Here is a 25,768-nt window from a genome sequence, read left to right on the forward strand (position 1 = left end):
GCACAGGTCCCAGTAACGGCAGTGTCTTTCTTGCGGTCATGACCGTCTTCCCCTTTTGCCGTCAGGCGCCTTCGAGCGGCCTTTTCGCCGCCTCATCCAGGCACAGGACCACCTTGCCGATCTGCTCGTTGGCATCGAGGATGCGATGGGCCTCGGCAACCTCGCTGAACGGAAGCACGGCGTGCAGGTGGGTGGCGATCTCCCCAGCCTCAATCAGGGGCCACACCTCACGGCGCAGGTCATCGGCAAGTCGCCCCTTGCGCTCCGCAGACTGCGGCCGAATGGTCGATCCGGTCAGCGTCTGGCGCCGCCGCACCAGCTGCCGCAGGTTGACCTCTGCCTGTGCGCCAAGGTGGCTGGCGATCAGAACCAGACGACCATCATAGGCCAGAAGATCGAGCTGCCGCTGGGTGTAAGGCCCAGCCTGGGCATCAAGGATAAGGTCGATCCCCCGCTCACCGACGCGTTTGCGCAAGATACCGTCCCAGTCGCCTCTGTAGTCGAGGGCCTCGCTCGCGCCGAGGTCACGGCACACCTGCCGTTTCTCCTCGGTTCCGGCGGTGGCGTAGACGACTGCGTCCCGCAGCTTGCGGGCGATCTGGATGCCGGCCATGCCGACGCCGCTGGTGCCGCCCTGGATCAGCAGGCTCTCGCCGTGCCCCAGATGCCCAAGCACCATGATGTTGTTCCAGGCGGTGAAAAAGACCTCCGGCAAGGAGGCGGCTTCGACAAGGTTCAGGCCGCGTGGCACCGGCAGGCACTGCTGCCAGGGGACCGCGCAAAATTCGGCATAGCCCCCGCCATTGGCAAGCGCGCAGACCGGCTGGCCGATGGAAAGGCCCAGGACCTCATCGCCGACCGCCTCAATCCAGCCGGCCACATCAAGCCCCGGAAGGTCCGACGCGCCGGGCGGTGCTGGATAAAGGCCCCGGCGCTGCTGGATGTCCGGCCGGTTCACGGCTGCCGCAGCAACCCGAATTAGAACCTCGCCCGGGGCAGGTGTGGGGATGGGACGATCGGCGAAGCGCAGGACCTCCGGTCCGCCCGCTCCATTGAATTCGACAACCCGCATGGTGTTCGGTGTTCCTTTGTTCATTGTGCGGCAAGCCGCAGTTCGGCGCGGTTCTGCATGGCAGCGAAGACGAGAAGCGGTATGGACAGTGCCGCCGCGAGCAGTACCAGATCGAAATCCGACCAGCCCGGCACGATGGTTGCCGGAAGGGCAATCAGGACGGCGGCAATCAGCAGAAGCAGGCGCAGCAGCCAGGCGTACCGGCGCTTCGGAAACAGGGCGCCGATACCCGGAACATACCCTTGCACAGCCCAGGCGAAGAGAGCGATGCCGATGAGCGCCAGGGCCACCGAGATGATCGTGTCCTGTACGGTTCCCTGCAGAACCAGCGCTGGCTGGAAGGCGAAGAAGAACGGAATGAGGTAGATCACGCTGCCGATCCGCATGGCCTCGAAGCCGGTCTTCATGGGCGGTGTCCGGGCGATGCTGGCCGCCGCGAAGGCCCCAAGCGCCACCGGCGGCGTGATGAATGACAGCATGCCCCAGTAGAAGATGAACATATGCACTGCCATCTGGTTCAGGCCGACCTGGACCAATGCCGGAGCAAGCAGGATCGCCAGGAAGATATAGGCGGCTGTCGAGGTCATGCCGATCCCCAGGATCAATCCGGTCGCAGCCCCCATCGCCAGCAGCATCAGGGCAGAGCCATCGGCAAGCCGAAGGAGGTCGTTGACGAGCGTTGCGGCAACCCCGGTCATCGACAGGGCGCCGACGATCATGCCGACAGCGGCGAGAATCGCCACCAGATTGGCAAAGAGACTGGCCAGCGTGTCGATGAACTTGCCAAGCTCCGCCCAGCCCCACCGGTGCTTGCGCGACAGAAGCTGGTTGAGAACGATCAGCATTGGCGTCGCGTAATAGGGCGCCAACGCTTCTCGCCGCATGACGAGCAGCATGTAGATCAGGACCGCGAAGACCAGAAGGTAGTACCAGCCTTCGCGGAAGGTCTGCTTCAGATTTGGCAGGTCCGCCTTGGCCATGCCGGTCAACCGCTCCTTGCCGGCCATCGCGTCGATCTGCATGAACAGACCGAAGAAATAAAGGAAGGAGGGAATGACCGCCGCCAACGCCACTTCGGCGTAAGGGACGTTGAGGAAGCTGGCCATGACGAAGGCGGTCGCCCCCATCACCGGCGGCATCAAGGTGCCGCCCGTTGAGGCGCAGGTCTCGACGCCGGCGGCGAAGGTGCCGCGAATGCCGATCTTCTTCATGGCCGGAATGGTCATGGTGCCGGTGGTCAGCACATTGGTGATGACCGATCCGCTCATGGAGCCCATCAGACCGCTGGAGAAGATCGCGACCTTTGCCGGGCCGCCGCGCACCCCGCCGAGCAGGGCGAAGGACAGGTTCATGAAGAACGCCCCCGCGCCGGTATGCTGCAAGGCTGCGCCGAAGATGATGAAGCCGATGATCAGGTTGCCGAAAGTCCGCAGCGGAATGCCGAGTATGCTCTCCGAGCCCATGGCGTGATAGGCCGCCGTGAAACTGGCCGGCGAGTGAAACCCGGAGATCGCCTGCGGCAGGAATTGCGTGTAGAGCGGGAACAGGGACATCACCGCGACGATGGCTGCAAGCGGCCAGCCGCCGCATCGACGCCCCGCCTCCAGCACCAGGCCCCAGAGGGCGAAGGACACCCAGACGGCGGTCTGCGGCGGCGCCATTTCCCAGCCAAGCAGCGAGATATCCATCGCATGGGCGAAGAAATATCCGCAGACCAGAAGGGACATGGTCGCCAACGTCCAGTCATACCAGGGAACATGCGGTTGCCGTCGCGATTGGCTCAGCGGATAAGCCAGAAAGACAATCGCCAGGGCGATGCCCAGGATGGCGTAGTAGAACCGCATGTCCATGAGCGTCACGCCAACCAGAAAGCCCAGATTGAAGGTCTGGTTGACCGCCAGCACGATGATGAGAACGGTTGCGGCCCGCACCAGAAACCTGGCCATGCTGGCAAGTGAGCGAGGGCCAGCTTCGAACTGGGCTTCCTCTTGTGCGTGATCGTTCATGGTTCCCTCCCGAAAGCCAATCTTGTTGTGCAGTCTGTCGTGCAATCTCAGTCGACGGGAATGCCGACCAATCGGGCAGGGTTGTCGCGCACCAGGCTGGAGACCTCGTCTTCCGTGAAGTCGAGCGCAAGACAAAGCTTGATCGCCTGACGCAGGCCTTCCACCGGCGTCGGATTGTCGATTTGTCCGAGATCGGATCCGATCGACGAATGTTCCACCCCTGCTGCCCGAATGTGTTCCCCGAGAAGCTCCGGCTCGAACACATTGAATCGACTATCGATATAAAGGCATGCGGATTGTTCTACCACCGCTCCGAACTCGGCCAGCTCGCGGATGTCGTCATAGGTGAAATGCAGGCCGTACATCGGATGGTTGATCAGCAGTTTCCGGACGCCGCGGGCCTTTGCCTCCTCGAACAGCTTCCAGATCTCCCAGACGTGCAGATGTCCGGAAGACAGGATTGCGTCCGCCTCCGCGATGGAATCCAGGATTTCCTTGACCGGATCGATGATGCCGCCGCGTTCGTCCACGACCGTAAGGGCCAAGGGCGGGCGCAGCTGCACATTGCTGGCAAGCCGGCTCTTGCGGGCGGAGCTGCGTATATGGTTCGCCGAATGGGCGGTCGGCATCCAGATGAGCTTCGCACCGTGCTTGAGTTGGGAATCGACCACAGAAGGATTGAACCCGCCGGACGAGTTGTTGAGCACGAGGCCGCCGAACATGGAAACGCCGGTGTCGCCCAACATGCGCTCCATCATCGGAATGAACGGGGCGACGGAATAATGATGGTCCTTGAACAGGACCGCCCGCATGCCGGCCGCCGCCGCCTGCTCGACCGCCTGCGCATGATCGATTTGCCGGGGCATGATCGACGGACCGGAATGGACATGCAAATCGACGGCGCCCTGCATCAGACGGTCAACCACCACGTCATCGATCTCGGCAATCATGCTGCGCATTTTCGCGCGATTTTGCTCCGCACTCACTGGCTATCCCTCGCTCGTTGGACGGTTCTGGCACATCTGGTCGATGTCACGCTGGTGATGCGCGTTGACAGGACCGCACGACAAGGGTTTGATGCCGCCGTTTCGCACTCCGAAACGGTGCGGAGGCTTGGGAGAGGTGCCACCAGATGACAATTCGTTCCATCCAGCGGGCGCTCCAGGTTCTTCAGGCGTTGAACTGCCAGCCATCCTCGACCATTGCGGCGCTTCACCAGACGACGGGATTGCCGAAGCCAACGCTGGTGCGCATTTTGCGGACCTTCGAAGCCGATGGCTACGTTGAGAATGATTCCCGCCAGGGCGGCTATGTGCTGACCGCGCGGGTGGTCTCATTGAGCGCCGGTTTCCATAGCGATCCGCTGGTTGTGGAGGCCGGCCGGGCATGGGCCATTGCCCTGACCCGCAAGCACCGATGGCCCATCTCGATCGCCCTGCCGGATACCGATGCGGTGGTTGTGAGGTTCTCTACCGTGCCCGACAGCGCGATGTCGCCATTTCACAAGACGGTCAACATGCGGCTGGCGTGGCTGACCCGTGCGCTCGGTCTTGGGTATTTCGCCTTTGCGCCTGACGATGAAAGGGAACTCATCCTGTCGATGTTGCGCAACGACCAGCAGGCGGAAAACGACCTGGCGCGGCAACCGCAAATGCTGGATCGTCTGATTTCCGGCATTCGGGCGCGCGGCTTTGCCACCCGCGCCGAATATGTCGAGCCGCGCAATTCCGACACGATTGCCGTGCCGATTTTCGGGCAGGGCGGGCGCGTGCTGGCAAGTCTCGGCATCACCTATTTTCGCTCCGCCTTCCCGTCGGCGACAGAAGCCTGCGGCCGCTATGTTCCGATCCTGCAGGCCGCTTCACGGGAAATCTCCGAAGAGGTCGCACGCATCCTGTGTGCCGTTCATGGCAAGTCACCGGACACGCCGCCGGACCTGCCCAATTAGGCAGCAGACCGGCATCACCGTCATATTTCGCCTGATGAAACATTGCCCGTTCGGTGGTTCCGTCGGCGTGTTCTCCCACTAGCATTGCGAACCGGTGCGCCGATCTGGTTCGACGCCAGCGGGGCGAGACAGGCAACACAAGGGCATTTTTGATGAACGGTACGATCAAGATCAGCGGTTTTGACCTGACGCCTCGCCAAGTCGCTTTCGTCGCAAAGTCGGGCGGCAAGGTGTCACTCTCGAAGGAGAGCCGCACCCGCATGGAGGCGGCAAGGCGGGTGGTGGAAGACGCGGTCACACGCGGCATCCCCGTCTATGGACTGACCACAAGCGTTGGAGCCAAGACCGGGACCCGTCTCGATCCGGCGCAGATCATCGAGTTCAACCGGCGCCTGATCCTGACGCATAATTTCGGCCACGGCCCCCTCGCTTCTCATGAGGAGGTACGGGCGATGATGCTCGTGCTCCTCAATTCCATGGCCAGTGGACGCCTGGGTGTTCGGCCGCTGCTCGCCGATATCCTGGTCGGTGCGTTGAACGATGATCGCCATGTCGAGGTTCATGCCTGGGGCTCGATGGGGGAGAGCGACATGTCGCCGATCTCCGATCTGGCCTTGGCGCTTTATGCCGATGTCGAACTTGCTGCCGGTGAGGCGTTGGCGCTGGTCAATTCCAGCGCCCTGTCGACCGGAACCGCGGCCCTGGCGATCGAAGATCTGTCGGACCTGCTGAAATTTGCAAGCCTTGTCGGCGCGCTGAGCATGGAAGGCTTTGCTGCCAATCCATCGCCTCTTTCCGAAGTGGCCCTCCGATCGCGGCCGCTCAGGGGCCTGCAACGTCATGGACGGCAGATCCGGCACTACCTTGAGGGAAGCTACCTCTTCAACGACGGAGGGCCACGGTCCCTGCAGGATCCGTTGTGCTTCCGCTCACTGTCCATGCTGCACGGCGCCGCCAGCGACAATCTTGCGTTTGCGCTGGATCAGATCACGACCGAACTGAACGCCAGTCAGGGCAATCCGGTGGTTTCGGTTGAAGAAAACATGCTGGTTTCGGTCGCCAATTTCGACATGGTGTCGCTGGCGATGGCGCTCGACGTCGCGCGGCTCGGTTTCTCTCCGGTCGTGACGAGCTCGACCGAGCGGCTCGCGAAGATGGTTGATTCCTTCTGGTCGGGATTGTGCACTGGTCTCATTGAAGATGATGGCGTTGGCGCACCTGGCTTCAACGGCCTGGCGCAGTTCCACAAGTCGATCACATCGGAAGCAAGATTGCTGACCGGGCCGGTCGTCGGCGAATTGCCAAGTTCCAGCCATTCGAACGGCAATCTTGATCGGGTCAGCATGGCGGGTCTCGCCGCGCGCCGAACCCGAGATCTCGCCATCCTCTGCAGGTCGATTTTCGCGATGGAATTGCAGGTCGCCGCCCAGGCTTCCGAGCTGCGCGGGCGTCTTCCCCTTGGCAGGACAACGGGCAAGCTCCTGGACTTCGTGCGTGAGGCAGTCCCGTTTGCAGCACCAGGAGACCGGGCGCCGCATGTCGCCCCCCTGTTGGACAGTCTCCAGGCGCGTTCGAAGGAGTTGGACGGGCTGCTTGCCTGGGAGGCGGAAGATGGGTCTCAGGGCACCGGATGATAGGCGGTCGCGTCCACTTCCACCCCGGCCATATCGGCCAAACCAACAGTCAGAGGCTCCGTCGCGCTGGATAAAGCCTGGGGGCAACGTCATCCATCATCTCGTTCATGCGGTCGATTTCCGCCTTGAACAGTGCCTTCAGGCTTTCCTGGCGTGTGGTCTTCAAGTCCCGTTGAAACCTCATTTCCGCGAGCATGGTGTTCTGGCGGCGCGCCATGAACCGAGCCCGGTGGTGATCCGATTGTCTCAGGCTCAATGACAGCTTCCGGTTAAGGTCGGATTGAGGAAGCGCTACTGGAAGGCGAGGGCGCCAATACCAGACATTTCCGCGGCGCAGAAGATTTTGATCGTCATGTCGACGCGCCATAGCCCAATATCCTTGAGCCGGACGGAGCTTTTGGGCGCCACGTCCGGGGACCAGTTTTGGGCATCAGTTGGGTGAAATGACTGAGAAAACAGGCTTGACAACCCGAGTATCTCAACAACATCAATGACTTGAAAGAGGGTTTGGCTGGGGAACCTGGATTCGAACCAGGACTAACGGAGTCAGAGTCCGCGGGTCTACCGTTAACCTATTCCCCAAAGCCGTGGCCGCTGTTTCAGAAATGGCAGTATCTGCCGGGAAACACGGGCCGTCGCCGCCGGAGCAGCGAATGTGAGGGGGTTTTATGAAGCTGCTGGCTTGCTGTCAACCCTCGCAAAAGAGAATTCCGGTGTGGGCTGTGGACGAGTGCCAGGGGCCGCACGGATTGCGGCTGGGCGTCAAGCTGTTAAACTGCGGGCAACAGCCATAGCCGCAGCGCCGCCCGGAAGGGGTTTGGAGGCTGCGCAGCAGGATCAGGCGCGCCAGGCGTGCCGGCAAGGGACAAAGGTGAGCGAATCGGGACAGTTCGGTTCGGGCAAGGACCGACCGGATCCCGACGCGGCAACGGAGGGCACGCCGCAGCGCAAGGGCGCACGGCGTCGCTCCCGCAGAAGGCGCAAGCAGCGGTCCGATCAGGATCCGGTGCTTGGCGCGGCGGGCTCCGCGGATCGTCAGACGACATCCGCGCCGGGTCGGGAAACGCGAATGACCGGTCCACCGAAAGATGGGCCACAACGAAAGGATGCGCCCGAGCGCCGGGACTTGCGGGAGACGCAGGGTCAGCGGGGCGGCGAGGGGAAATCCGCGACAAACTGCAAGAAGCGGCGGCGACCGAATCGCGCTGAACGCCGCGCCGGAAAGTTTCCCCACACAGCCGTTGCCGAGGGCGGTGCCGGCCGGGAGACCGGGCGGGGCGCTGGGGCTGCGCAGGATGGCGCCAGCCGGTCCTCGGAAAAGCTCTCTCGCGCCGCAAGACCGTCCCGGGGAGAAAGAGCCGGCCGGGCGGAACGTATTGTGCGTGGGGGCAAAACGCCTGGAGCCTTGCAAGGCGCGGCGCAGGCCGGTGCGGCTCCATCGCAGGGCAGCGCCCCGCACGGCGAGGCTTCGCGCGGAAGCGTTTCGAAGGGTGGCCGGACACCGCGCGAGAGCGGTGGGGCGGGCACGTCCGGGAGTGCCGAGCGTACGCGCGGACGGCCGCCGGCTCGCTTTGTCCCGCCGCAACGGCTCTATGCGGCGCTGGATCTTGGCACCAACAATTGCCGCCTGCTGGTGGCCCGGCCGGAGAGCCGGGGCTTCCGCGTGGTCGATGCCTTTTCCCGGATCGTCCGGCTGGGTGAGGGGCTGGGGCATAACAACCGGCTCGGCGACGCGGCGATGGACCGGGCGATCGAGGCGCTGGCCAGTTGCCGCGACAAGATGCAGGACCGGGGTGTGGCTCGGGCGCGGCTGATCGCCACCGAGGCGTGCCGGGCAGCGGAAAACGGGCCGCTGTTCATCGAGCGGGTGCGCGAGGAAACCGGGCTGGCGCTGGAAATCGCCTCGCGCGAGACCGAGGCCCGGCTGGCGGTGGCCGGTTGCGCCTCGCTGGTCGATCCGGACGCCAACGGGGTGGTGCTGTTCGATATCGGCGGCGGGTCCTCGGAGATCGTCTGGCTGGATCTGCGCAACCGTTGCGGCGCGCGCGGGTTCGCCTTGACCCGCTTCATCCGCTCCTGGATCTCCCTGCCTGTCGGGGTGGTCAATCTGGCCGAACGGCACGGCGGGCGGCATGTGTCGCCGGATGCCTTCGAGGCGATGGTGGATGATGCCCGCCAGCATCTGGAGGCGTTCTCGCTCGGGCGGGAACTGACCGAGGCGATTTGCGGCGGCAAGGTGCATATGCTCGGCACCTCCGGCACGGTCACCACCCTGGCCGGCGTGCATTTCGGCCTGAAGCGCTACGACCGGCGCCGGGTGGATGGGGCGTGGATGGAAACGGCGGATGTGGCCGCGATGATTGAGCGGCTGCGCGCCATGCCCTATGAGGAGCGGGTCGGCAACCCTTGTATTGGCGCTGATCGTGCCGATCTTGTGCTTGCCGGCTGCGCGATTCTGGAGGCAATTCGCCGGCGCTGGCCCTGTCAGCGGCTGCGCGTGGCCGACCGGGGATTGCGCGAGGGAATCTTGATGGAATTGATGGCGGCCGATCAGGTCTGGCGCCGGGATGGTCCGGCGCGCCAGTCGCGGCGTGGAAGGAAGAACGGATGAGCGGATCGGGGCGCGGCCACGGTGACCGCGGAATGTTCGAGCGGGTGAAGACCGCGAAGCGGCGCAAGACTTCGTCGACGCGCTGGCTGCAGCGGCAGTTGAACGACCCTTATGTGCGTCGCTCCAAGATCGACGGCTATCGCTCGCGCGCGGCCTACAAGCTGTTGGAAATCAACGACAAGCACAAGCTGCTGAAGCCGGGCATGCGCATTGTCGACCTGGGTGCGGCGCCCGGCGGCTGGTGTCAGGTCGCGGCGACGATCATCGGATCCACCGACACCGATCCGCGCATCGTCGGCATCGACTATCTGGAGATGGAGCCGCTGCCGGGCGTGCGCCTGTTGCTCAAGGATTTCCTCGACGACGATGCGCCGCAGATGCTGATGGAGGCGCTAGGCGGTGAGTTGCCCGATCTGGTGATGTCGGACATGGCGGCGCCGACGACCGGCCATCGCCAGACCGATCACCTGCGCACGACTCACCTGTTCGAGGTGGCGGCGGAGTTCGCCCGGGAGAATCTGGCGCCGGGCGGCGCGTTCTTGTCGAAGGTGTTTCGCGGCGGCACGGAAGGCGGATTGCTCGCCGATTTGAAGCGGGACTACCAGAGCATTGCCCATGTGAAGCCGCCGGCAAGCCGCAAGGAGAGCCCCGAGCTCTATGTTCTGGCGAAGGGGTTCCGCGGGCGGAACGGCGAGGGCGAATAGCCTTGAGGTCAGCAATTCCGGGGCTGGCGGGGTTTGTTCCTGCCGCCTGTAAGGCGCGTCTTCCACAGCAGGTGGCGGGCTCGCGCCGCTCCTGATGCAGCAAGGCGGCACCTGAATTCGCCCGCGCGCCGCGCCCCTGGGGCGCGGCGCGCGTGCTTTCGTTTTCCCATGCATCCGGGCGGGGTGCGCCGCTTGCATGGCTGCCCCGCATCAAGCTGCTTTCCTTCCTGTCACCGGCGTGTTAATGACCCGCGCCAACTTCTCCGAACCGTGACCGCCTCCTGTCTGACCGTTCAGGTTCGACACCCGGAGGCCTTTCCTGAAAAGGGAATTGGCCCATGCCCTCATTTTTCCAGCCTTCCCACGGCGCCGAAGCCTTGACCTTCGACGACGTTCTTCTGTTGCCCGGACACTCGCAGGTGCTTCCCGGCCAGACCGAGCTGCGCTCTCGGGTGACGCGCGGGATCGAGCTGAACCTGCCGATCCTGTCCAGCGCGATGGACACGGTTACCGAGGCGCGGCTGGCAATTGCCATGGCCCAGGCTGGCGGCATTGGCGTCGTTCACCGCAATCTCAGCATCGACCAGCAGGCCGAAGAGGTCCGGCAGGTCAAGAAGTTCGAATCCGGCATGGTGGTGAACCCGCTGGTGATCGGTCCCGATGCGACCTTGAAGGACGCGCTCGACCTGATGCAGCGCTACGGCATTTCCGGCGTTCCGGTGGTGGAAAACGGTGGGCTGGGTGGCCAGTTCGTGGGGCGCCTGGTGGGCATCCTCACCAACCGCGATGTGCGGTTTGCTTCCGAGCCGGAGCAGCCGGTGCGCGAGCTGATGACCCATGAGGGGCTGATCACCGTCCGCGATACGGTCAGCCAGGCCGAGGCCAAGCGGTTGCTGCACCAGCACCGCATCGAAAAGCTGCTGGTGGTCGACGACAGCGGCAATTGCGTTGGCCTGGTGACGGTCAAGGACATGGAGAAGGCGCAGCTCAATCCGAATGCTTCCAAGGACGATCAGGGCCGGTTGCGCGTCGCCGCCGCCACCACGGTCGGCCCGGAAGGTTTCGAGCGTGCCGAGCGGCTGCTCGACGCCGGCGTCGACCTGCTCGTCGTCGATACCGCTCATGGCCACTCGGAGCGGGTCCTGGAGATGGTGCGGCAGGTCAAGAAGCAGTGGAGCGGTGCACAGGTGCTGGCCGGCAACGTGGCGACCGCCGACGGCACCAAGGCGTTGATCGACGCGGGCGCGGATGCGGTCAAGGTCGGCATCGGCCCGGGCTCGATCTGCACCACCCGTATCGTTGCCGGTGTCGGCGTGCCGCAGCTCACGGCAATCATGGAGGCCTGCGAGGCGGCGACCAAACTGGATATTCCGGTGGTGGCGGACGGCGGCATCAAGTATTCCGGCGACCTGGCCAAGGCGCTGGCCGGCGGTGCGTCCTGCGCCATGGTCGGCTCGCTGCTGGCCGGCACCGAGGAGAGCCCCGGCGAGGTTTATCTGCACCAGGGTCGGTCCTACAAGTCGTATCGCGGCATGGGCTCGGTCGGCGCGATGGCGCGCGGATCGGCGGACCGGTATTTCCAGGCGGAAGTCCGCGACGAGCTGAAGCTGGTTCCGGAGGGGATCGAAGGGCAGGTGCCTTACAAGGGGCCGCTCGCCAGCGTGCTGCATCAGCTTGCCGGCGGTCTGCGCGCGGCGATGGGCTATGTCGGCGCGGCGTCGATCCCCGATTTCCAGGAAAAGGCCCGGTTCATCCGCATTTCCGGCGCGGCCCTGCGCGAGAGCCATGCCCATGATGTGACGATCACCCGGGAAAGCCCGAACTATCCGTCGAACATCTGACCGGAGCAATCTCCGGCGCATTGAAAAAACGGGCGCGGGTCTCACGACCCGCGCCCGTTTTTATATCAGCCCCTTATCTGTGTTCGCGCCTGTTGCGTGGTCGCCTCAGGTCGAAGGGGAGGACGCCAGGTCCGTCGGGGGCGTTGCTGACAACGGCGGGGTGCCGCCCTCCGTCGCGCTTTTTTCGTGCGCCATTTCAAGAAGGCGATGGGCGCAGGCGACAAGAAGTTCCGGTGACTTCCCCCGCAAGTCCTCTGCGGCATAGGCAAAAAAGGCTTTCCAAGCCTGAATTTCCTTGTTCGGGTCAAGTGTTGCGCTGGCGTCGATTGTGCCTTGAGTAAGATCCTGCATGGCTACGGCCTCCGGTTTTATGCAGGAAACGTCATTCGTCGTTATACAAGCGTTATTTCGTAGTAAAGGCATAACACGCTATGGTTGAATTCTTGGTGTATATTGGTACTAATTGCGATTCTTTATCGACCTTGAGTTGTCTTTTCTTTTTGTGTTCGCGTGCCTTTTGTGCGGTTGGGGCGGGTGCTGCGCGCGCGGACGTTGGCAAGGGCGCGCGGATGGGATAGGTCAGGTCCTGTATTCCGGATCGAAAACATAAGAGACCCGACCGGACGCCCGCTGGCGGTTTGCTGTCATGGGGCGGGCCGCCCTTTCGACTGCCCGGGTGCAGGGCGGCGGCGGGGTGTCGGGTGATCAAGCAAGGGCCGCGCCCGGAGCGCGGCGGTGCTGACTGAAGGAACGAGTGCGACATGAAGGATGGAGGCCGGCTGGCCGCGGCGATTGATATCCTGACCGAGGTCGATACCTACCGGCGGCCCGTACAGGATGGGCTGAAGGAATGGGGGCGCCGCAACCGCTTCGCCGGTTCGGGCGACCGGCTGGTGATCGGCAACCTGGTGTTCGACGCGCTGCGGCACAAGCTGTCGCTGAGCCACATCATGGGCAGCACCGAGGCGCGGGCGCATATCCTTGCAACCTATGCGCTGACCTGGGAGTTCGGTGTCGACGGTCTCGTCGCCGCCCTTGCCGACGACCGCTTCGCACCGGAGCCGGTAACGCCGGCGGAACTGGCTCGGCTCGACGCTGCCGATCTGGACGGCGCGGCGGATCATGTTCGCGCGGATGTGCCCGAATGGCTCTGGCCGCAGTTTTCGAACGCCTATGGCGCGGATGCGGTTGCCGAGGGGCAGGCGCTGGCCCGGCGGGCGCCGATCGACCTGCGGGTCAATCGGCTCAAGGGCGACCGCGACCGGGTGATCCGGCGCATGGGGCATCTGCCGCTGGAGCCGACGCCGATCTCGCCGGTGGGCTTGCGCCTGCCGCCGGCACGGGCCAAGGACAAGGCGCCGCATGTGCAGGCCGAGGAAGGGTTTCGCAAGGGCTGGTTCGAGCTTCAGGACGAGGCAAGCCAGCTTGCCGCCCTGGTGGCGACCTCACTGGCGCCGACCCAGGTGCTCGATTATTGCGCCGGTGGCGGCGGCAAGACGCTGGCGCTGGCCGGAGAGCTGGGCAACCGCGGGCAGATCTACGCGCATGACGCGCTGAAGCTGCGGCTCGCGCCGATCTATGAACGGCTGCAGCGCTCCGGTGCGCGCAACGTGCAGGTTCGCGATCCGCAAGCGGCAACGCTCGACGATCTGAAGGACCGGATGGACCTGGTGTTTCTCGACGTTCCCTGTTCGGGCACCGGGGTGTGGCGCCGGCGCCCCGATTCCAAATGGCGGGTCACGGAGAATGCCTTGCAAGGCCGGCTCAGGGAGCAGAGCCAGGTGCTCGATGCCGCTTGCGGTTTCGTCCGTCCCGGTGGGCATCTGCTCTATGCCACCTGTTCGCTGTTGCCTTGCGAGAACCAGCAGCAGCTTGCCGCCTTCCTGGCCCGCAACGCGGCGTTCGAGCCGGTGTCGCTGGTGGAGCGTTGGGGCGCGCTGTTCGGCGAAGATGCGGCGCGGCCGCGCTTTTCCGAAGAGGGCTATGCCACGCTCAGCCCGGCGACGACCGGCACCGATGGCTTCTTCATCGGCCTGTTGCGCCGGCGCGAGGAGGGCTGACGGCCGCGCGCGGCCGATTGTGTCCCGGCGCTGATCCGCACGACATGACAGGCGGGCCGGTTTCCGGCCCGTCATGCTTTTTTTGGGGGGGCTGCGCCGCTCAGTCTTCGGGAAAGAGCGGCAGCGTCTCCGGCTCGCCGGTGCTCTCCCATGTGGACTGCCGCCGGCCATCCTCTTGGGCCTGGGCAGGCTTCGCGGTGGGGATATCCTGCTCGGCCTGCTCCGGCGCGCTGTACTCCAGATCTAAGGTGGCGGCTGCGGCGGCTTGCAAGGCTTCCTCGCGCACGCGGGCCTCGTCTTCGAGCAGCCGCGCCTGCAGGGCGCCAAGCCCCGACCACAGGTGCGCGGGCAGCCTGCTCCGGTCCCCGCCCGCCATCAGAACGTCCCGCGCGCCCTTGGCTTCGCCGGCGGCGGCAAGGGCGGCGCCAAGGGCGTTGCCGGCGGATTTGTCGGTCGGCGCCAGGGTCCAGGCACGCTGTGCATGGTGGATGGCGCCGGCCAGATCGCCGGAGCGGCGGCAGGCAAGGCTCATCTGCACCAGCGGCGCGGGATTGTTGCTGTCGCGGTCGAAGGCGGCACCAAGCGCCTCGACGGCGGCCGGCCAGTCTTCGCGTGCCATCAGGATTGCGCCGAGCAGGGCCAGCAGCTCGGGGTCGTCCTTCTGCCGCTCGATGGCCCGGCGGGCATAGGCTTCCGCCTCCTGCAGCCGGTTCTGGTGATAGAGCGTGTCGGCGAGCCCTTTCAGGGCCGGCAGATAGAGCGGGTCGACGCGCAGGGCATGCCGGTACTGGGCGATGGCCCCGGCGGTGTCGCCATGGGGCGCGCGGGCGTCGGCGTCCAGGGTCAGGGCCGCCGCGCTGTCGGGCAGCACCTGCAACAACCGGGCGGTGAGGGGCAGCGCGCGGCCAGGATCGCCGAGCCGGATCAGGATCGTTGCGAGGCCGAACAGTGCGTTGCGATTGCCCGGATCGAGATCGAGAACGGCGACGAAGGCGTCGCGCGCCGGTTCCGACTGGCCGAGCAGCAAGAGGGCGTTGCCGAGATTGGTGCGGGCGGGCAGGTGGTCGGGGGCGGCGAACACCACCTGGCGCAACAGCGTGACCGCATCGTCCAGATCGCCTCGGCGCATCAGGGCCGTGCCGGCGCGGTACTTGCTGTCAAGGGCCTCCGGATCGTTCTGGGCAAGGGTCAGGTAGATCTTGAGCGCCGCATCGAAATCGCCGTTGCGTTCATGCGCGGCCGCCTGTTCCAGGGCCTCGCTCTCGGACGTGTAGGGAAGCGGAGAAGACATGTCGGGGTCTGGTCCTGTGCCGGGGAGGGGCTGGGGTCGCCCGGCTCGCCGGCGAGTCGGTGCGGTCGGGGAATCCGACTCGTCGCATGGCAAAGCGTAGGCGGCGCATGTCGCCCGGTCAAAGGTCTTGGCATCAGGCTTCGGCAAATCTGTGGCCAGTTCCCCGCGTTGCACAACAATCATGGCGGGGCCGTGCAAATTTCGGTTCAAAACGGTGTGGGCATTGGGTAGAAGCAGCACATGACAGACAGCGTCCTCATCATCGATTTCGGCTCCCAGGTGACCCAGCTGATCGCGCGCCGTGTGCGCGAGGCGGGTGTCTATTCGGAGATCGTTCCGTTCCAGTTGGCGGAGGAGGCGTTCGAGCGCCTTTCGCCGAAGGCGGTCATTCTTTCCGGCGGTCCCGCTTCCACCACGGAAATGGGCAGTCCGCGCGCGCCGCAGGCGGTGTTCGAAACCGGCTTGCCGGTGCTTGGCATCTGCTATGGCGAGCAGACCATGTGCGCGCAGCTCGGCGGCAAGGTCGAAGGCAGCGACCATCGCGAGTTCGGCCGTGCTTTCCTCGAAATCGCGGACGAATGTCCGCTGTTCGAGGGTGTCTGGGACAAGGGCACGCGCCATCAGGTGTGGATGAGCCATGGCGATCGGGTGACCGCGCTTCCGCCGGGCTTCCGTGCGGTGGGGACCTCAACGGGCGCGCCCTTCGCGGCCATCGCCGACGAGGCGCGCAACTACTACGGCGTGCAGTTCCACCCCGAGGTGGTGCATACGCCGGACGGGGCGAAGCTCTTGTCCAATTTCGTGCACAAGATCGCCGGTCTCAAGGGCGACTGGACGATGGCCGCCTATCGCGAGCAGGCCATCGAGGCGATCCGCAGCCAGGTGGGCGATGGCAAGGTCATCTGCGCGCTGTCCGGCGGTGTCGATTCCTCCGTCGCCGCGCTGCTGGCGCATGAGGCGGTCGGCGATCAGTTGACCTGCATCCTCGTCGACCATGGCTTGATGCGCAAGGACGAGGCGGCCGAGGTGGTCGCCATGTTCCGCGAGCATTACAACCTGCCGCTCATTCTGGTGGACGCCGCCGACCGGTTTGTCGGCGAGCTGGAAGGCGAGAGCGACCCGGAAACGAAGCGCAAGACCATCGGCCGCCTGTTCATTGAGGTGTTCGAGGAAGAGGCGAAGAAGCTGGGTGGCGCGGATTTCCTGGTGCAGGGAACGCTCTATCCGGACGTGATCGAGAGCGTCTCCTTCACCGGCGGCCCGTCGGTGACGATCAAGTCGCATCACAATGTCGGCGGTCTGCCCGAGCGCATGAACATGCAGCTCGTCGAGCCCTTGCGCGAGTTGTTCAAGGACGAAGTGCGGGTGCTCGGCAAGGAGTTGGGCCTGCCGGATCACTTCATCGGCCGGCATCCGTTCCCGGGGCCGGGGCTTGCCATCCGCTGTCCGGGCGGGGTCACCCGCGAGAAGCTCGACATCCTGCGGGCTGCGGATGCGATTTATCTGGACGAGATCCGCAAGGCGGGGCTCTACGATGCGATCTGGCAGGCCTTTGCCGTGCTCCTGCCGGTGCAGACGGTCGGCGTGATGGGAGACGGGCGCACCTATGAGTTCGTCTGTGCGCTGCGCGCGGTGACCTCCATCGACGGCATGACGGCGGATTTCTATCATTACGACATGGAATTCCTCGGCCGCGCCGCGACCCGGATCATCAACGAGGTCAAGGGCATCAACCGCGTCGTCTATGACGTGACCTCCAAGCCGCCGGGAACCATCGAGTGGGAATGATGTTTCTCGCTGAGGGCGCTGGTTCACAGCGCTTTGCCTGAAACGTCTGTCGCTTCGCGGGGCTTCCTTCCGGATGTCCCGCGTTTTTTTAAGCGCCTCGCAGACGGTCTCTCATGTTCGGTGCGCGGTTCCGTCTGCCGGCGTTCCGTTCAGACGCGAGCTGAGCCGCAAGCACCGATGGCGGCCCTACCAATTTTCCGAAGGCTCCTTACTTCCGGTTGCATACTCCGGTGCGGTGGGACAGTGTCTGCTTGGTGTCGTTCCGAATTTTAAAAACCGGGAACAACAACGAGGGGAAACGTCCATGCTGAACTTTCTTGCCCGGCCGCTGGTGCGGCTGGTCGACCGGTATTTGCCGGATCCATTCATTTTCGTGATTTTTCTGACAATTATTGCCGCGCTGGCGGCGATGCTCCTGCAAGGTCAGGGGCCGCTCGTCATCGTGAGCATGTGGGGCGACGGGTTCTGGAAGCTCCTGACCTTCTCGATGCAAATGCTTCTGGTGCTGGTCACCGGTTTCATGCTGGCGAGCACGCCATTGGTGCGGCGCGCGCTGGAACTCTTGGCAAGCTGGGTGTCGAGTGCTGGTGGTGCGATCATCCTCGTCAGCCTTGTCTCGCTGCTGGCGAGCTGGATCAACTGGGGCTTTGGCCTTGTGGTTGGCGCCTTCTTTGCCAAGGAACTGGCCCGCCAGGTGCGGGTTGACTATCGCCTTCTGGTCGCCAGCGCCTATTCGGGCTTTCTGGTCTGGCATGGCGGGCTTGCCGGATCGGTGCCGCTGTCGATTGCCACGGAAGGCCATCCGTTCGTGGATGTCACCGGGGTGATCGGTACCGGGCAAACCATCTTTGCTCCCTTCAACATTGCCATCGTGGTCGCGCTGTTCATTGCGGTGCCGCTGCTCAATCGGCTGATGTTGCCGGACGAAAAGGACAGCGTGCATGTGGATCCGGCCTTGCTCGATCCGCCGGCCGCCGAGGTCGAGCTGGAGCCCACGACGCCCGCGCAGTGGATGGAGAACAGCCGGATTCTCTCGGGCTTCATCGGGCTCGCCGGCCTGTTGTACCTTGCCAACTACTTCCTGACGTCGGGCGGGCTGTCGCTCAACTCGATCAACATGACCTTCCTGATGTTCGCGATCGTGCTGCACGGCACACCGCGCCATCTGCTGGACAGCCTGCAGGAAGCGATGAAGGGCGGCGCCGGTATTGTCCTCCAGTTCCCCTTCTACGCCGGGATCATGGCGATCATGGTGCAGTCGGGCCTGGCGACGACCATCTCGGACGGCCTGATTTCCCTGGCGACGACCGAGACCCTGCCGTTCTGGACCTTCCTTTCCGCCGGCCTGGTCAACATGTTCGTGCCGTCGGGCGGCGGACAATGGGCGGTGCAGGCGCCTGTGGTCATGCCGGCGGCGCAGGAACTGGGCGCCGATATGGCCCGCGCGGCGATGGCGGTTGCCTGGGGCGATGCCTGGACCAACATGATCCAGCCGTTCTGGGCTCTGCCTCTGCTGGGCATTGCCGGGCTGCGCGCCAAGGACATCATGGGCTATTGCGTGATTCACCTGATTGTCTCCGGTGTCATCATCTCGGCCCTCTTGACCTACTTCTAAGGCTCGGGCGCGGGGGGCATCCCCCGCGCCTCACTTTCCGTATTTCGCTGCCTGATCTCTTGTCCGCTGGCAAAGCGCCTATCGCCGGCTTCTCGCCCCGGGGCATCGCGTCCCGACGCACCGCAGCGCCTCTTTCCTCCGATCATTCCTGCCGGTCCGAGAGCTGTTCGCCCTGCGCCTCGGTGCCCGATCTGTCGTGCGGATCGGGAGCTGGAGCAGGTGAACGTGGCCTGGGTTCTGCTTGCTTGCGTGCGGTCCCGGTGGCAGGTTTTTCAGTAACGGACGGTCTGTCCGAAATATTGCGCATTTTTTCCTGATACTAGGTTCCTGTGCGTCACATATGTCTCGTCAATCCATTAGAAAAGGAGCGTGAACCTTAGACATTTGTGGGGGTGAAATGACAAATGTACCTAATTCAACTGCGCTAAGTGGCGCCTCTAGTCGCATTCTTCCGCTTGCGCCCTTGTCATTCTTCGCAATGACACTCGGTTTTGCCGAGACGGGTAACGCTTGGAGATGGGCGACGGAGTCGCTGCAGCTCAGCGCCATCCCCGGCGAAATCCTGCAAGGACTTGCCGTCGTTTCCTGTGCCTGGTGGCTCCTGCTTTATCTGAACAAGTGGATCAGCTATCGCGCGCAGGCGGTTTCCGAGCTGCGTGACCCGGTGCAGGCCTCCTTCTTCGCGCTGCTGCCGGAGTCGCTGCTGCTGACGGCGTTGTCGCTTGCCCCGTATGTTCCGGAGTTTGCGCTGATCACCTTCTGGGTCGGGTCGCTCCTCAACATTCTCTACGCCTCGATCCGCCTGTCCCGGTTCTGGGTGAGCGATCGCAGCAAGGAGCATACAACGCCGTCGATGCATCTGGTGTACACCGCCAGCGTGCTGGTCAACTCCCTTGCCGCAGCGCATTTCGGCTACATGGAATTTGCGTGGATCCTGTTCGGCATGGGCGCGATTTCCTGGCTCATCCTGGACTCGGTCATCACCGATCGCCTGTTCACCGCCGGCCTGGATGTCCGCTTCAGGAACTTCATGGGCATCTACATGGCCCCGTCGGCAGTGGCTTTCGTCGCCTATCAGGAAATCGCCAAGGCCGATCTCAACCTGATCGTCGTCTATGCGCTGCTCGGTTATGCGGTGTTCACGGCGGTCACGGTGGTGTTCTCGCTCGCCTGGCTGCGGCAGCAGGCCTTTGCTCCGGGCTACTGGGCCTACACCTTCGGTATGTCGACCCTGACCCAAGGGTTTCTGATGCTCTACCGCTCGGCGCCCAACCCCTGGCTCTACTATTCGTCGATTGTCCTTCTGACGCTTTCCACTGTTCTGCTGCTTTATGTGCTGATCGGGACCATCTCCATGATGGTTCAGAGAAAGTACTACCCGGTTTCCAGTTAGTTTTACTGAATTTCACATATGTGACGAAAATAAATTCTTCGGAGGTCTGGAATGAAGACACTCACGCATATCAATGGCGCGCCCGTCATTGACAACGCCAATGTGCAAACCGCGGGGCCGCGCGGGCCGGCCCTGATCCAGGATGTCTGGTTTCAGGAGAAGCTGGCGCATTTCACCCGCGAGATCATCCCGGAGCGGCGGATGCATGCCAAGGGCAGTGGCGCCTACGGCACCTTCACCGTCACCCATGACATCACCAAATACACCAACGCCAAACTGTTCAGCGAGTTGGGCAAGGAAACGGAGGTGTTCGTTCGCTTCTCCACGGTGGTGGGGGAGCGGGGCGCTGCCGACGCGGAACGTGATGTGCGCGGCTACGCGGCCCGCTTTTACACCGAGGAGGGGAACTGGGATTTCGTCGGGCTGAACACGCCGGTGTTCTTCCTCCGGGATCCGATCAAGTTTCCCGATCTCGGCCATTCGCAGAAGCGGGACCCGCGCACGGGCCTCAGGTGCCTGAACAGCACCTGGGATTTCTGGACACAGAGCCCGGAAGCCCTGCATCAGATCACGATCCTGATGAGCGATCGCGGGATTCCGCGCACCTACCGCCACATGCATGGCTTTGCCAATCACGCCTTCAGCTTCATCAATGCGGACAACGAGCGCGTCTGGGTGAAGATCGTCCTGAAGACCAACCAGGGCATCGAGAACCTGACCGACGTGGAAGCCAGCGAGTTGATCGGGCGCGATCGGGAAAGCCATGGCAGGGATCTGTTCGAGGCGATCGAGGCCGGCGATTTCCCCTCCTGGACCATGTACATCCAGGTGATGACCGAGGAGCAGGCGGCGGCGAGCAAGCAGAATCCGTTCGATGCGACCAAGGTCTGGAGCCAGAAGAAGTATCCGCTGATCGAGGTCGGGCAGCTGGTGCTTGACCGCAACCCGGAAAACTATTTCTCCGAGGTCGAGCAGGCCGGTTTCACGCCGGCAAACGTGGTGCCGGGGATTGGTTATTCCCCCGACAAGCTGTTGCAGGGGCGGTTGTTCGTCTACGGCGACGCGCTGCGGTATCGCATCGGCACCAATCTGCAGCAGATCCCGGTCAACCGGCCGCGCTGTCCGTTCGCCAGCTTCCACCGCGACGGGGCCATGCGGGTGGACGACAATTTCGGTGGCGAGGTCGGCTACGCGCCGAACAGCACCGGCGTCTGGGGCGATCATCGGGACCGGATGCCGCCACCGATGTCCGTGGGCGCCGAGGCCACCCATTGGGCCTTCGCCGAGGACGACAGTGATTACTACTCCCAGCCGCGGGCGCTGTTCAATCTGATGACTGCCGAACAGCGTGCCGAGTTGTTTTCCAACACGGCAAGAAGCCTGATCGGCGCGTCCAAGGATATTCAGAAGCGCCACATCGACAATTGCGCGAAGGCGAGCCCGGACTACGCCAAGGGGGTCGAAGACGCCCTGAACGCAATGTGACGCCAGACAATTGCCGCCCGCCCCAGCCGGTTCGTGGCAGGGGGCGGGCGTGACCAGAGGGAGTGCCTTTCAAGACTTCATCGATCCTGGGGAGGATGACATGACCAAGCTTTATCATACCCGTGAGAGTGCAGAAGCGAGCTTTCCGACCGGGAGCTGGCAGTCCGTCGTGTACAAGGAACTTGTCGGCCAGCTGACCAGCGACCTTCGACCTTTTCCGTGCACCTTCGCCATCAATGGCTATCGCAATGATGACCTGCGGTTCCTGTTCCAGGAGACGCCGAATATTCCCGAGTTCGGGGAGCAGTTGGCCATGTTCCTCGAAGAGGCGCGATCCATCGGCCAGAACGCGGCGCTGCTCTATCTGACCGGTATGGAAACCGTTGAGCCGCTGGAGGACTACTCGGCGCGGTTCTGGACCATTCTCAACGAGTTGGCCAAGATCGACCGCAAGCCCTGGCCCGAGGATATTCCGCAGGATCTCGACGATCCGGAGTGGGAGTTCTGCTTCAACGGCGAACCGATCTTCGTGGTGTGCACCAACCCCGCGCATGTGAAGCGCCAGAGCCGCCGCTCCTCGACCTTCGCGATGTCCCTGCAGCCCCGCTGGGTGTTCGACCGGATCCTCTTCTCCGATCGCGCCGCCAACATCGTCTTCAACAATATCCGCAAGCGCATGCAGCCCTATGACGCGCTTCCGCCGTCGCCGGCGCTCGGGCGCTACAAGGACCCGAACGTCCGGGAAGCTCAGCAGTATGTGCTGTCCGAGGACGACAGCATCCTGCGGTGCCCTTTCCATCAGCTTGAAAGCAAACAGGTTGAGGATGCGTAATGTCCGCCTGTTGAGCGGGGGCTCGTTGGTAGATGAAAAGGTAGGACTTTAGATGAAACTGATTGGCATGCTGGACTCTCCCTTTGTCAGGCGAACGGCGATTTCGCTGAAGAAGATGGGGGTGCCGTTCGCTCTGGATCAACTGTCGGTGTTCGGCGGCTTCGATGCCTTTGAGGCGGTCAATCCCGCCGTCAAGGCGCCGACGCTGGTGACCGACGAGGGCGAGGTTCTGATGGATTCGTCGTTGATCATCGACTATGCGAAGCGGCGGCTGGCGACGACGGATGAACCCGACAGCACGACCAATGGGCTGGCGCACCATCATCGGGTTCTGGCGCTGGCGCTCGTCGCCAGCGAGAAGTCCATTCAGGTCGTCTACGAGCGGAGCTTGCGTCCGGCGGAAAGGATGCACCTGCCATGGCTGGAGCGGGTCGAGCGGCAGCTGGCGTCCACCTACAAGCTGCTTGAAGCGGAATATGGGAACGGCGCGTCCGACAAGGACCCGGAGGAGCTGTCCCAGCCAAACATCATGAGCGCCGTTGCCTGGCGGTTCAGCCGGGAGATGATCCCCGATCTTGTCCGGGAGCAGGACTATCCTGCGCTGGCGGCGCATTCGGCCCGCTGCGAAGCGACGCCGGAGTTCAAGGCGTATCCCTATCCCACCGGGTAGGTGCGCCTCAGCCACGCAGGGGTTCCCTCAGCCCCTGCGTGGCTGGCTCGATCCGGTCCGGTTGACCGTGAACAGCTGGCGATAGTTGCTCGGGGCAATCGAGATCCGCCGCATGAAGGCCAACCGCATGTTCTCCGTCGATCCGAAGCCGCATTCATACGCGATTTCCTTCATGGATCTGCTGGTGGTTTCCAGCTTCATTTTCGCGATTTCGATGCGGTGGAGCTCCAGGTATTCCAGCGGGGTGACCTTCATCTCCTTCGAGAAATAGCGGCTGAAGGTGCGGATCGTCATGCCTGCGACGGTCGCCAGTTCCGCGTTCTGGATGCGTCGGTGGGTGTTCTGATGGATGTATTCGATCACCTTTTGCATGGGCGAGCCATCGGCGGGTGCCGGGGTCAGCAGGGGGCTGAACTGGGATTGCCCCCCTTGTCGCTGCGCGACCACCAGAAGCCTCTTGGCCACCTGAAGGGCGATCTCGGCGCCATGATCCTCGCGCACAAGGGCCAGGGACAGGTCGATCCCGGCTGTCACTCCGGCGGAGGTCAGAATGTTGCCGCTGCGTACATAGATTTTCTCTGGCTCCAGCAGGGTGTTCGAGAACAACTCGCGAAAGCGGTCGGTATGCAGCCAGTGGGTGGTCGCCTTCTTGCCGTCCAAGAGCCCGGCGTAGCCGAGGATGAAGGCGCCGGTGCATATGGAGCAGCACCGGTCGCAGCGCGGTTGAATCTGGCGAAGCCAATCGAGGGCGACGGCATCGTCGAAGCCGAACGGTATCTCCGGTCCGCCGGCGATGATCACCATGTCGAAGGGCTTGTGGTCCTCGCCGATGACCACGTCCGGCACCAGCTTCATGCCATTGGAGGCAATCACCGGGTCTGGCCGCGTGGCAATGGTCAGGAGTTCGTACCCTTTTTCCGGGCCCAGCAGCGTGTTGACTTCCGAGAAGACGTCCAACGGGCCGGAGACGTCCAAGCTCTGGAACCTGGGGAAGATCATACAGGCGATGGTTTTCATACGGTCCTGAACTCCGGTCGTTGACGGCGCAATTCCGACATCAAGTGCAAGGCCGAACGCCGATGGCTGCGGCGAGTTGCGTGAAGCGGTGTCTCTCTCTGCTTGTCAAACAGACAGGCGGGGCTCTCTTCGCTAAGGCGCGGCGGGTTATATAGCACCCTCGTAAAGTTGATAAGGTTATTTTTTGAACTTATGCGTGTGGGTGTGGGTGGCCCTGGCGGTAAAAGGGCGGGCTTTGCGCAGCGGAGACGGCTGGCAAGGTGCAGGTCTGATGCAGGGATTGGGGGGACGGGAAACAGGAATTACTCTTCTCAAGGAAGAGGTTGTTGTGGGTCGTTAAAGTGACCTTTCGTCACTTTCATGCCGAGGCCTCGCGCCTCAGGCGCGTGTTGCCAGTGCGTGGCGCACCAGGTTGGCAGCGGCGAGGCCTGCGGTCTCCATGTAGGAGGGATCGCGGTTGAGCAGCACCGTGGAGAAGGCGCCGTCGAGAAGCAGGAGGATCTGGCGGGCGAGGGTTTTGCTCTCCTCTGCCAGTCCGCCGGCGGTCATCTCGGCGGCCAGCCAGTCCTCCACCCGTTTCTTGTGCGCCCGGGCAATCTCCATCGCCGGATGGCCGGGCGTCTTCACCAGCTCCACCGTCGTGCGCAGAAAGCCGCAGCCCTTCCATTTGGGGTGATGGGCGGCAACGGCGAGGTTACGGAAGATGCCCTCCACCTTGTCGGCCAGCTCGCCATCGGTGGCGTCGAACCACTGCTTGAAGGTCTCAAGGTTCGGCATGTCGCGCGCCTCCAGATAGGCGGCGATGATCTCGTCCTTGCTGCGGAAGTGGTAGTAGATCGTTCGCTTGGTCAGGCCCGCTTCGGCGGCAACCATGTCCAGACTGACATCGCGAATGCCGAACCCGCGAAACAGTTTCGCGGCCGCATGGACGATCACGTCCCTGGTGGGGCGCTTGCTCGATTGGGTGGGGCGTTTGTTCGTTTGCATGCGACCATTGTATACTCACTAGTGAATGTACTCAAGGGGCGCGTGGGCGTAGGCTGACCGACATGCACGACAATGTCCTTCACCTGAAACCGATTGGCTGCGAAGAGCTCGCGATTCCCTGCAAGGACGGGGTTGTTCTCGGCGGCCATCTCTGGCGCGGCACTGATAACGGCCGCCGCGGCCAGGTGATCATCAACCCGGCCACCGGGGTGCTGGCCCGCTACTATCATCGCTACGCCCAGTTCCTGGCCGGGCGGGGCTTCGATGTGCTGACCTATGACTATCGGGGGATTGGCGCGTCGCGGCCGGCCGATCTGAAGGGCTGCGACTACCTGTGGCGCGACTGGGGCGAGAAGGATTTCGATGCCGCCGTCAGGCTGATGCATGAAGAGCGCCGGCAGCGGCCGCTGCTGGTGGTCGGCCACAGCGTCGGCGGCTTCCTGCCGGGGCTTGCGGCCAGCGCGCCGCTGGTCAGCCGGATGCTGACGGTGGGGGCACAATACGCCTGGTGCGGCGACTACGCCCGGCGGCACTGGCTGTCGATGTTCTGGCAATGGCACATCGTCATGCCGGCGCTGACGGCCTGTTGCGGCTATTTCCCCGGCCGGCGGCTGGGGTGGCTGGAGGATCTTCCCGCCGGTGTCGCCCGGGAGTGGAGCTTTCGCGGGCCGCGCTTCGAAAAGAGCCACCCGCCACGGGAGCGACGGTCGGCGCTGCGGCGGATGGCCTCGGTGTCCGCGCCGATCCTCGCCGTCACCATGACGGACGACGCGTATGGCACGCTCAGCGCCATCCGGCGCACGCTGCGCTACTA

Annotated in this window: 20 protein-coding genes, 1 tRNA gene and 1 pseudogene; 13 read left to right on the forward strand and 9 right to left on the reverse strand. The window is 63.7% G+C overall.

All coding sequences use genetic code 11. The features are described 5' to 3' along the window. Positions 1-61 precede the first annotated feature (61 nt). Genes LC062_RS10630 through LC062_RS10640 form a run of 3 tightly spaced genes read right to left on the reverse strand, consistent with a single transcriptional unit; the run spans position 62 to position 4,064 of the window. On the reverse strand, positions 62-1,072 hold the full coding sequence (locus tag LC062_RS10630) for an NAD(P)H-quinone oxidoreductase (RefSeq protein WP_224911009.1): 1,011 nt from the start codon (positions 1,070-1,072) through the stop codon (positions 62-64). Positions 1,073-1,092: 20 nt separating this feature from the next. Beyond that, positions 1,093-3,078, reverse strand: coding sequence for a TRAP transporter permease (locus tag LC062_RS10635; protein ID WP_224911010.1), 1,986 nt, complete (start codon positions 3,076-3,078; stop codon positions 1,093-1,095). Between the two features lie 47 nt (positions 3,079-3,125). Further along, complete coding sequence (locus LC062_RS10640; RefSeq protein WP_224911011.1) at positions 3,126-4,064, reverse strand: DUF6282 family protein; 939 nt, start codon at positions 4,062-4,064, stop codon at positions 3,126-3,128. A gap of 146 nt (positions 4,065-4,210) precedes the next feature. Between LC062_RS10640 and LC062_RS10645 the strand changes: the two genes are divergently transcribed. Continuing rightward, positions 4,211-5,026, forward strand: coding sequence for a DNA-binding transcriptional regulator (locus LC062_RS10645; RefSeq protein ID WP_224911012.1), 816 nt, complete (start codon positions 4,211-4,213; stop codon positions 5,024-5,026). A gap of 152 nt (positions 5,027-5,178) precedes the next feature. Further along, positions 5,179-6,660 (forward strand): aromatic amino acid ammonia-lyase, encoded by a 1,482-nt coding sequence (locus LC062_RS10650; protein WP_224911013.1) that lies wholly within the window; start codon positions 5,179-5,181, stop codon positions 6,658-6,660. Positions 6,661-6,868: 208 nt separating this feature from the next. Here LC062_RS10650 and LC062_RS21565 read toward each other — a convergent pair. Both LC062_RS21565 and LC062_RS10655 read right to left on the reverse strand, forming a co-directional pair. Further along, positions 6,869-7,027: pseudogene (locus LC062_RS21565) on the reverse strand (DUF6538 domain-containing protein); the annotation flags it as partial. Positions 7,028-7,168: 141 nt separating this feature from the next. Further along, positions 7,169-7,242: transfer RNA gene (locus tag LC062_RS10655), tRNA-Gln, on the reverse strand. Between the two features lie 487 nt (positions 7,243-7,729). On the opposite strand from LC062_RS10655, the gene LC062_RS10660 reads away from it, so the two are divergent. From LC062_RS10660 to guaB, 3 genes are all read left to right on the forward strand, one after another. Beyond that, positions 7,730-9,271 (forward strand): Ppx/GppA phosphatase family protein, encoded by a 1,542-nt coding sequence (locus tag LC062_RS10660; RefSeq protein ID WP_224911014.1) that lies wholly within the window; start codon positions 7,730-7,732, stop codon positions 9,269-9,271. Beyond that, the gene (locus LC062_RS10665) at positions 9,268-9,975 is read left to right on the forward strand and encodes an RlmE family RNA methyltransferase (protein ID WP_224911015.1); all 708 of its coding nucleotides are present in this window, start codon (positions 9,268-9,270) and stop codon (positions 9,973-9,975) included. Before LC062_RS10660 ends, LC062_RS10665 begins: the two co-directional genes overlap by 4 nt. Before the next feature lie 338 nt (positions 9,976-10,313). Then, the gene (gene guaB / locus LC062_RS10670) at positions 10,314-11,816 is read left to right on the forward strand and encodes an IMP dehydrogenase (RefSeq protein ID WP_224911016.1); all 1,503 of its coding nucleotides are present in this window, start codon (positions 10,314-10,316) and stop codon (positions 11,814-11,816) included. Between the two features lie 105 nt (positions 11,817-11,921). Here the strand turns inward: guaB and LC062_RS10675 are convergent, their stop codons facing one another. Further along, positions 11,922-12,167 (reverse strand): hypothetical protein, encoded by a 246-nt coding sequence (locus tag LC062_RS10675; RefSeq protein WP_224911017.1) that lies wholly within the window; start codon positions 12,165-12,167, stop codon positions 11,922-11,924. Positions 12,168-12,577: 410 nt separating this feature from the next. Here LC062_RS10675 and LC062_RS10680 point away from each other — a divergent pair, with 410 nt between their 5' ends. After that, entirely contained in the window at positions 12,578-13,876 is a 1,299-nt protein-coding gene (locus LC062_RS10680; RefSeq protein WP_224911018.1) for an RsmB/NOP family class I SAM-dependent RNA methyltransferase, read from the forward strand. Positions 13,877-13,976: 100 nt separating this feature from the next. Here LC062_RS10680 and LC062_RS10685 read toward each other — a convergent pair whose 3' ends face one another. After that, positions 13,977-15,167 carry a tetratricopeptide repeat protein gene (locus LC062_RS10685; protein WP_224911019.1) on the reverse strand — a complete coding sequence of 397 codons (1,191 nt, stop codon included), beginning with the start codon at positions 15,165-15,167 and terminating at the stop codon, positions 13,977-13,979. Between the two features lie 240 nt (positions 15,168-15,407). On the opposite strand from LC062_RS10685, the gene guaA reads away from it, so the two are divergent. From guaA to LC062_RS10715, 6 genes are all read left to right on the forward strand, one after another. Further along, positions 15,408-16,955: a glutamine-hydrolyzing GMP synthase gene (guaA, locus tag LC062_RS10690; RefSeq protein WP_224911020.1), complete on the forward strand. Its 1,548-nt coding sequence runs from the start codon at positions 15,408-15,410 to the stop codon at positions 16,953-16,955. A gap of 304 nt (positions 16,956-17,259) precedes the next feature. Next, on the forward strand, positions 17,260-18,570 hold the full coding sequence (locus LC062_RS10695) for a short-chain fatty acid transporter (RefSeq protein ID WP_224911021.1): 1,311 nt from the start codon (positions 17,260-17,262) through the stop codon (positions 18,568-18,570). A gap of 397 nt (positions 18,571-18,967) precedes the next feature. Further along, complete coding sequence (locus LC062_RS10700; RefSeq protein WP_224911022.1) at positions 18,968-19,963, forward strand: SLAC1 family transporter; 996 nt, start codon at positions 18,968-18,970, stop codon at positions 19,961-19,963. Positions 19,964-20,014: 51 nt separating this feature from the next. Further along, positions 20,015-21,448: a catalase gene (locus tag LC062_RS10705; RefSeq protein ID WP_224911023.1), complete on the forward strand. Its 1,434-nt coding sequence runs from the start codon at positions 20,015-20,017 to the stop codon at positions 21,446-21,448. A 100-nt stretch (positions 21,449-21,548) separates the two neighbouring features. Further along, on the forward strand, positions 21,549-22,280 hold the full coding sequence (locus LC062_RS10710) for a YqcI/YcgG family protein (RefSeq protein WP_224911024.1): 732 nt from the start codon (positions 21,549-21,551) through the stop codon (positions 22,278-22,280). 52 nt (positions 22,281-22,332) lie between these two features. Next, positions 22,333-22,950: a glutathione S-transferase gene (locus tag LC062_RS10715; RefSeq protein ID WP_224911025.1), complete on the forward strand. Its 618-nt coding sequence runs from the start codon at positions 22,333-22,335 to the stop codon at positions 22,948-22,950. Positions 22,951-22,977: 27 nt separating this feature from the next. Here the strand turns inward: LC062_RS10715 and LC062_RS10720 are convergent, their stop codons facing one another. Beyond that, positions 22,978-23,967: a GlxA family transcriptional regulator gene (locus tag LC062_RS10720; RefSeq protein WP_224911026.1), complete on the reverse strand. Its 990-nt coding sequence runs from the start codon at positions 23,965-23,967 to the stop codon at positions 22,978-22,980. Between the two features lie 378 nt (positions 23,968-24,345). Then, positions 24,346-24,954 carry a TetR/AcrR family transcriptional regulator gene (locus LC062_RS10725; protein ID WP_224911027.1) on the reverse strand — a complete coding sequence of 203 codons (609 nt, stop codon included), beginning with the start codon at positions 24,952-24,954 and terminating at the stop codon, positions 24,346-24,348. 62 nt (positions 24,955-25,016) lie between these two features. Here LC062_RS10725 and LC062_RS10730 point away from each other — a divergent pair. After that, the coding region (locus LC062_RS10730) for an alpha/beta hydrolase family protein (RefSeq protein WP_224911028.1) at positions 25,017-25,768 on the forward strand (752 nt) is incomplete at its 3' end.

It is taken from the genome of Stappia indica (assembly GCF_020177335.1).
In the GTDB taxonomy this organism is placed as follows: Bacteria; Pseudomonadota; Alphaproteobacteria; order Rhizobiales; family Stappiaceae; genus Stappia; species Stappia indica_B.

Coding starts and splice junctions, on each gene's coding strand:
- LC062_RS10700 (WP_224911022.1), top strand. CDS start 18,968: ATGACAAATGTACCTAATTCAACTGCGCTAAGTGGCGCCTCTAGTCGC.
- guaA (WP_224911020.1), top strand. CDS start 15,408: ATGACAGACAGCGTCCTCATCATCGATTTCGGCTCCCAGGTGACCCAG.
- LC062_RS10685 (WP_224911019.1), bottom strand. CDS start 15,167: ATGTCTTCTCCGCTTCCCTACACGTCCGAGAGCGAGGCCCTGGAACAG.
- LC062_RS10680 (WP_224911018.1), top strand. CDS start 12,578: ATGAAGGATGGAGGCCGGCTGGCCGCGGCGATTGATATCCTGACCGAG.
- guaB (WP_224911016.1), top strand. CDS start 10,314: ATGCCCTCATTTTTCCAGCCTTCCCACGGCGCCGAAGCCTTGACCTTC.
- LC062_RS10665 (WP_224911015.1), top strand. CDS start 9,268: ATGAGCGGATCGGGGCGCGGCCACGGTGACCGCGGAATGTTCGAGCGG.
- LC062_RS10720 (WP_224911026.1), bottom strand. CDS start 23,967: ATGAAAACCATCGCCTGTATGATCTTCCCCAGGTTCCAGAGCTTGGAC.
- LC062_RS10650 (WP_224911013.1), top strand. CDS start 5,179: ATGAACGGTACGATCAAGATCAGCGGTTTTGACCTGACGCCTCGCCAA.
- LC062_RS10660 (WP_224911014.1), top strand. CDS start 7,730: ATGACCGGTCCACCGAAAGATGGGCCACAACGAAAGGATGCGCCCGAG.
- LC062_RS10715 (WP_224911025.1), top strand. CDS start 22,333: ATGAAACTGATTGGCATGCTGGACTCTCCCTTTGTCAGGCGAACGGCG.
- LC062_RS10695 (WP_224911021.1), top strand. CDS start 17,260: ATGCTGAACTTTCTTGCCCGGCCGCTGGTGCGGCTGGTCGACCGGTAT.
- LC062_RS10725 (WP_224911027.1), bottom strand. CDS start 24,954: ATGCAAACGAACAAACGCCCCACCCAATCGAGCAAGCGCCCCACCAGG.
- LC062_RS10645 (WP_224911012.1), top strand. CDS start 4,211: ATGACAATTCGTTCCATCCAGCGGGCGCTCCAGGTTCTTCAGGCGTTG.
- LC062_RS10710 (WP_224911024.1), top strand. CDS start 21,549: ATGACCAAGCTTTATCATACCCGTGAGAGTGCAGAAGCGAGCTTTCCG.
- LC062_RS10635 (WP_224911010.1), bottom strand. CDS start 3,078: ATGAACGATCACGCACAAGAGGAAGCCCAGTTCGAAGCTGGCCCTCGC.
- LC062_RS10630 (WP_224911009.1), bottom strand. CDS start 1,072: ATGCGGGTTGTCGAATTCAATGGAGCGGGCGGACCGGAGGTCCTGCGC.
- LC062_RS10705 (WP_224911023.1), top strand. CDS start 20,015: ATGAAGACACTCACGCATATCAATGGCGCGCCCGTCATTGACAACGCC.
- LC062_RS10675 (WP_224911017.1), bottom strand. CDS start 12,167: ATGCAGGATCTTACTCAAGGCACAATCGACGCCAGCGCAACACTTGAC.